This window comes from Methanofollis sp., assembly GCF_028702905.1.
Taxonomy (GTDB): domain Archaea; phylum Halobacteriota; class Methanomicrobia; order Methanomicrobiales; family Methanofollaceae; genus Methanofollis.
On sequence record NZ_JAQVNX010000134.1, the window covers coordinates 1 to 4,566 of the forward strand.

Genomic DNA, 4,566 nt, shown 5'->3' on the forward strand with positions numbered 1-4,566 from the left:
CCATGCCGACCTTATCGGTGCTCGGAACATCGAGTCCAGAGCACGCACCTACAGGTACACCCTGGAGGTGCAGGGGTGCAGTCAGCCACCCATACGAGAACTATCGACACGATAGAGTCTCAAGCCCAGGCCTTCAGGCCGGGGTAGTTGACAGACTGATCTGACAGAGGGGTTCTTGCAACAAAAGCACAGATTCCATAAAAGAAAATGCGAGGGAAGGGATTCGAACCCTCGAACACCTACGTGACAAGGCCCTCAACCTTGCGCCTTTGACCTGGCTTGGCAACCCTCGCCTGTTACCCTATAGAGAAGGATCTTCACATTTTTTAATCTATCGCTCAACCGGGACACGCAAACCCCCCCTACAGGGTACCTTCCCGGAAAATCGCGGAATGGTAGGGTATCCGGCCCGGTGAGCGCAACGGTGCCGACCCCAAGAATCATTATCCCGCAGCGCCGATGATAATGCTGGCTATGTGGGCAAAAATCATGCAGGAATTTGCCGATTCCCCGGCCCAGGCCCGGGTCGTCAGGTTTCTCCTCGAGAACGGCTTTGGCGTCTCCGCTGAAGGGCGCATCACCTGCAATGGTATCGAGATACCGGCCACGCATATCGCACGGGAGATCGGGATCGACCGTCGGGTCGTCGATGCCACGGCCCGCCGTATCCTGACGATGGGGCCGGCAGCAGAGATATTTTCACTGATGAGAGCAACTCCCGACCTCTCCCGGGTGGCCGGGTTCCTGAAACTCACGGTCATCACCATTCTCCCGAGAGACGCCCATGAGAAGGGGATTGTCGGCGCGGTGGTCGGCGTCCTTGCCGCGCACGACCTGGCCATCAGGCAGATCTTCGTGAACGACCCGTACTTATCCGAGTCCCCGAAACTTGTCGTCGTCCTCGACGAACCCCTGCCTCTCGGCGTGATCGAAAAATTGCGGGCCCTCCCCCATGTTCAACAATTGATCATCTGAGGTGACGGAGGGGCTCGAGGTCGAGGCCGAGCCTGACGGCCCGCACCCGAAATTTTCTGCCGAGGGTAACAGATCGGTCCATCCGCTCTTCAGACGTGATCACCCGCGTCCCTTTTACCAGATTGTCGGCATGGGCCACAATCCGTTCCTCCAGCCTTTGCGGCACCGAGTCCCGGGGAATGAGCCCGAGAAGAGCGCATTCCTCGACGGTCAGCCCCGCGCCGATATGCCTCTGGACGATCCTGGCGACTTCATCAGGACACCCTGTCTGGCGGGCGAGGTCGGCGCCGACCTCGGCATGGTGGAGCGAGTGGGTCTCTGACCGGCCAAGGTCGTGGAGCATGGCTCCGGCTATCAGCAGTTCCCTGTCGACGACCGGAGACCGGGCATATCCTGCAGCGACGGCGTTAACGGTACGACAATGGGCGATGACGCGGGGATCGCACCCGGCATCACTCAGATGCGCTTCCAGTTGTTCCAAGAGTTGCATGGATCGCCGCGACCCGCCGTTTCAGGGCGCCAAGGAGCATCTCATTGTCGAAATGCTTCACCGGGGCACTGCAGTTGGGACAGGTAAAATTTGAGTCAGAGACATCGTTGAAGGTGAAGATCCCGCACTCTTCGCAGATGAAAAAGTCGTTCTCCTCCTCGTACTTCGATCTCTTTGTCAGGATCTCCAGAACACGCTCGAGTTCCTCCCTGATCACCGGATAAACCATGTCGGTCCTGAGTGTCCACAGGTACGTGAGCCAGCCCGACTCCGGGTCCTTGATCCGCCTGTACTCGGCAAGACGCCTCTCGTAGAGCGTATAGAGGGTGTGCCGTACCGTATTGAGGTTGATGCCGGTCTTCTCGGCAAGTTCCTCATCCGAGTATTCGCCTGCGGGCGGGAACCTCTCGAGGAGATCGAGGCCCTCTTTCCCGATATGGCGGAGGAGATATGCCCTGATTGCCGGATCTGCCAGCATCTCGTCTATGCCAACCATCAGGGAATATATTGACGGACGCGTGTTATATTTCTATCCAGCATGTCAAGGGCGGCGGTGCGGTCAGGACCCCATCCGTAGATGCTCACCACCGCACCTCCCTCCTCGATCTCGGCCCCTGGCCAGGGGATGTCGGCGCAACAGTCGGCACAGTCGCCAAGGTCCTGTGTGAGGGTGAGGTCGCGGTCGGCAAAAAGGATCGTCCGCGCCGCCACCGTCCCGGACTTCAGTCCGTGCGGGGGAAGGGTGCCCTGACAGGCGTCGATGTGCCTCTTGAAGACGCTCTGGCCGGTGGCGATCTCGACGGTGTCGAGGGTGCCCTGGAAGCGGGGATTGATCTCGATCGCCCACGCATCATTGTCGTCGACGACGAAATCGACGCCGACCGACCCGACGCAACCGCTCCTGCCTACGGCCTCTTCTGCAATCGCGGCCATCTTCGCAGCAAGGGGGTGATCGAACGGCGTGACCGAGCCGGAAAAGCCGTACGCCCGGTCGCTCTCTCCGCCGCGGAGGATCTGCTCGTTGACGGCGATGGCGACGGCACGCGTCCCGTCAGCGATGCAGGAGACGCTCGCGGGTATGCCGGAGACGAGTTCCTGGGTGATCGCCGGGACATCCGGCCACTCCTCTTCCCAGGCCCTGAGGTCTTCAGGAGACCGGATGACCCGGTTCCGCCAGCCGCCGGCACCGTGCCGCGGTTTTATCATGGCCGGGAAGCGGCCGTCTGAGAGGTGCGGCGTCGGGATGTGAGCGTCCTCGAAGAACGTCTGGATCTCCAATTTATCCAGGAAACGCGCCGAGACGCCGGCAGGCGTCCCTGCATGGGGGAGGGGGACGGCGAGGTCCTCGGCCCCCGAGGTGGCAACAAAATAGTCGATCGTGTGGCCTCTGGCAATTGCAGCGATCGTATCAGGAAGGTCCTCGAGTTCGTCGAACCTGAGGTGCTTGCTGGCATTCCAGCAGAGGTCCTGGTCGCAGAAATGGTCGACGGCATAGACCTCGAAACCTGCCCGCCGCGCCGACTGGACCACGTGCCTGGTCGCGAATCCCGCGACAAGGACGCGTCTCAAAGCTCGACCACCCGTTTTCCGACCTTGCAGGGCTCGACACGGATCTTCGCACCCTCGAACTTGTGGTCCATCTCCTGGCCCTGGAAGAGGCGGTCGAGGAAGATGGCAAGGCTTGATATCTCAGAATGGGGCTGGTTGGTCACGGATACGTTGTAGTCGACCATGCCGTAGACGTCGCCCGGCACTTTCTCCGCACCGACGATGATGAGCAGGTCTTCGGGGCGCTCCCGCACCGCGTCGGTGACCTCCCCGACCTCAAGGCCGTACATGGTGAGATGGGCGACGATGCCTCCCTTCTCCTTCCACTGCTTGATGCATTGCCGCCATTTCACGTTGTTTTCAACGAAAAATTCTCCGCCCCAGCGCTCGACCACGTCCTCGATAGAATCGACGATTCCGTGGTCTTCGGCCGCAAGGTACATTCCGTCCGCGCCGAGGGCGCGGGCCGTGAGGCCGACATGGGTGGTCACCCGCAGGTCGCGTTCAGGCCGGTGACCGAGTCTGAGGATACACACTTTCCTCATGCATTATCTCCTTTACGTGCAAAATCGGGTATCTTTATGACGCCGTCCTCGATCTCGAGGGGGATGCCGGGGCCTGCACGCAGGTGGCACCTGAGAATGGACTCCTCGATCGAGAGGGCGCGGTATTCTTCGTCGTGCCGCTCTATGAGCAGGTACGAGACGAGGCGCTGCACCGAGGCTTCGACTGCCGCCGCATCCCCGCCGGTGTATTTCACGAGGGCAGGGATCGTCGTCGCCCTGTTCCAGGCGATCGCGTGATAGACCATCCAGTCGAATTCTTCGGATTTCACACCGTATTTTGTGCTGGATCTCACAATATACTTTTTTATCTCCGGGGGAGAGGTATCATGATGACCGATTACGAGCAGCTTGCGGCAGTGGCCGACCGGATCCTTGACGAGGCCGAGGAGGACGACGCACGCCTCGCCGGGATCCTTGACGGGATCGCCGACGATATCAGGCGCGACCTCCTCACCTCAGACCTGCTCAATGCCCTTCAGGTCTACTACTACTATTTCCGGGAATATCCGGGCGACCTCCCGGCCGAGCGCCTCATGCTCGCCCCGGCTTCGGAGACGCTCCGCGGCGTGCTCCTCGACGAGGTCGATATCTTTGAACTGATTTTCGGGGTCGATGCGTCGGGACCGGCGATCGTCGTCACCGACGGCGAGAAGGAGTACGGACGGTTCAGGGGCGCCGGCGCGCGGAAGAAGGCCGAGGATTTTGTCCTCGACGAACTGGCCTGAGGGGTTTTGGGGGTCGGGAGAGCACGTACCTGGGGAACTATTGTGTGAACTACCACGCCCTGAAGGGCGTGGCTTCCTGCTTCATCCTCCCTCTACTGAGGCAAGTCCACAGGCCCAAAGGCGCGTTCCGCACCCGATACCCCGACAAGATTCTGTTCTTGCAGGGCAAACTTCTTGATATTGATTGCAGCGTTGATATCACGGTCGTGATGAGTGCCACAGTCCGGACAGATCCACTCCCTTTCTGAAAGGACAAGATCCC

The 4,566-nt window shown here is 60.4% G+C and carries 8 protein-coding genes and 1 tRNA gene; 2 read left to right on the forward strand and 7 right to left on the reverse strand.

Annotated elements, in window-relative coordinates:
• Positions 1 to 208: 208 nt before the first annotated feature.
• Positions 209 to 293 (reverse strand) — tRNA-Leu (locus PHP59_RS11415).
• Positions 294 to 474: 181 nt separating this feature from the next.
• On the opposite strand from PHP59_RS11415, the gene PHP59_RS11420 reads away from it, so the two are divergent.
• A complete protein-coding gene (locus tag PHP59_RS11420) occupies positions 475 to 975 on the forward strand; it encodes a regulator of amino acid metabolism, contains ACT domain protein (protein ID WP_300167100.1) in 501 nt (166 codons plus the stop codon).
• Here the strand turns inward: PHP59_RS11420 and PHP59_RS11425 are convergent.
• The 5 genes from PHP59_RS11425 to PHP59_RS11445 are packed head-to-tail and all read right to left on the reverse strand — an operon-like array spanning position 968 to position 3,848.
• Entirely contained in the window at positions 968 to 1,465 is a 498-nt protein-coding gene (locus PHP59_RS11425; protein WP_300167103.1) for an HDIG domain-containing metalloprotein, read from the reverse strand. The two genes, PHP59_RS11420 and PHP59_RS11425, sit on opposite strands and share 8 nt — an antisense overlap.
• On the reverse strand, positions 1,428 to 1,961 hold the full coding sequence (locus PHP59_RS11430) for a transcription factor (RefSeq protein WP_300167106.1): 534 nt from the start codon (positions 1,959 to 1,961) through the stop codon (positions 1,428 to 1,430). The genes PHP59_RS11425 and PHP59_RS11430 overlap by 38 nt, the downstream gene beginning before the upstream one ends.
• Positions 1,961 to 3,034, reverse strand: coding sequence for an ATP-grasp domain-containing protein (locus tag PHP59_RS11435; RefSeq protein ID WP_300167108.1), 1,074 nt, complete (start codon positions 3,032 to 3,034; stop codon positions 1,961 to 1,963). Before PHP59_RS11435 ends, PHP59_RS11430 begins: the two co-directional genes overlap by 1 nt.
• Entirely contained in the window at positions 3,031 to 3,558 is a 528-nt protein-coding gene (locus tag PHP59_RS11440) for a tRNA (cytidine(56)-2'-O)-methyltransferase (protein WP_300167110.1), read from the reverse strand. The genes PHP59_RS11435 and PHP59_RS11440 overlap by 4 nt, the downstream gene beginning before the upstream one ends.
• Complete coding sequence (locus PHP59_RS11445; protein WP_300167112.1) at positions 3,555 to 3,848, reverse strand: MarR family transcriptional regulator; 294 nt, start codon at positions 3,846 to 3,848, stop codon at positions 3,555 to 3,557. The genes PHP59_RS11440 and PHP59_RS11445 overlap by 4 nt, the downstream gene beginning before the upstream one ends.
• A gap of 57 nt (positions 3,849 to 3,905) precedes the next feature.
• Here PHP59_RS11445 and PHP59_RS11450 point away from each other — a divergent pair, with 57 nt between their 5' ends.
• The gene (locus tag PHP59_RS11450; RefSeq protein ID WP_300167114.1) at positions 3,906 to 4,304 is read left to right on the forward strand and encodes a hypothetical protein; all 399 of its coding nucleotides are present in this window, start codon (positions 3,906 to 3,908) and stop codon (positions 4,302 to 4,304) included.
• 92 nt (positions 4,305 to 4,396) lie between these two features.
• Here PHP59_RS11450 and PHP59_RS12735 read toward each other — a convergent pair whose 3' ends face one another.
• Entirely contained in the window at positions 4,397 to 4,537 is a 141-nt protein-coding gene (locus tag PHP59_RS12735; RefSeq protein ID WP_366943767.1) for a zinc ribbon domain-containing protein, read from the reverse strand.
• Positions 4,538 to 4,566 lie beyond the last annotated feature (29 nt).

Bases quoted from the DNA above. Each gene is read 5' to 3' on its own strand.
- PHP59_RS11420 (WP_300167100.1), top strand. From the start codon at position 475: ATGTGGGCAAAAATCATGCAGGAATTTGCCGATTCCCCGGCCCAGGCC.
- PHP59_RS11440 (WP_300167110.1), bottom strand. From the start codon at position 3,558: ATGAGGAAAGTGTGTATCCTCAGACTCGGTCACCGGCCTGAACGCGAC.
- PHP59_RS11430 (WP_300167106.1), bottom strand. From the start codon at position 1,961: ATGGTTGGCATAGACGAGATGCTGGCAGATCCGGCAATCAGGGCATAT.
- PHP59_RS11425 (WP_300167103.1), bottom strand. From the start codon at position 1,465: ATGCAACTCTTGGAACAACTGGAAGCGCATCTGAGTGATGCCGGGTGC.
- PHP59_RS11450 (WP_300167114.1), top strand. From the start codon at position 3,906: ATGATGACCGATTACGAGCAGCTTGCGGCAGTGGCCGACCGGATCCTT.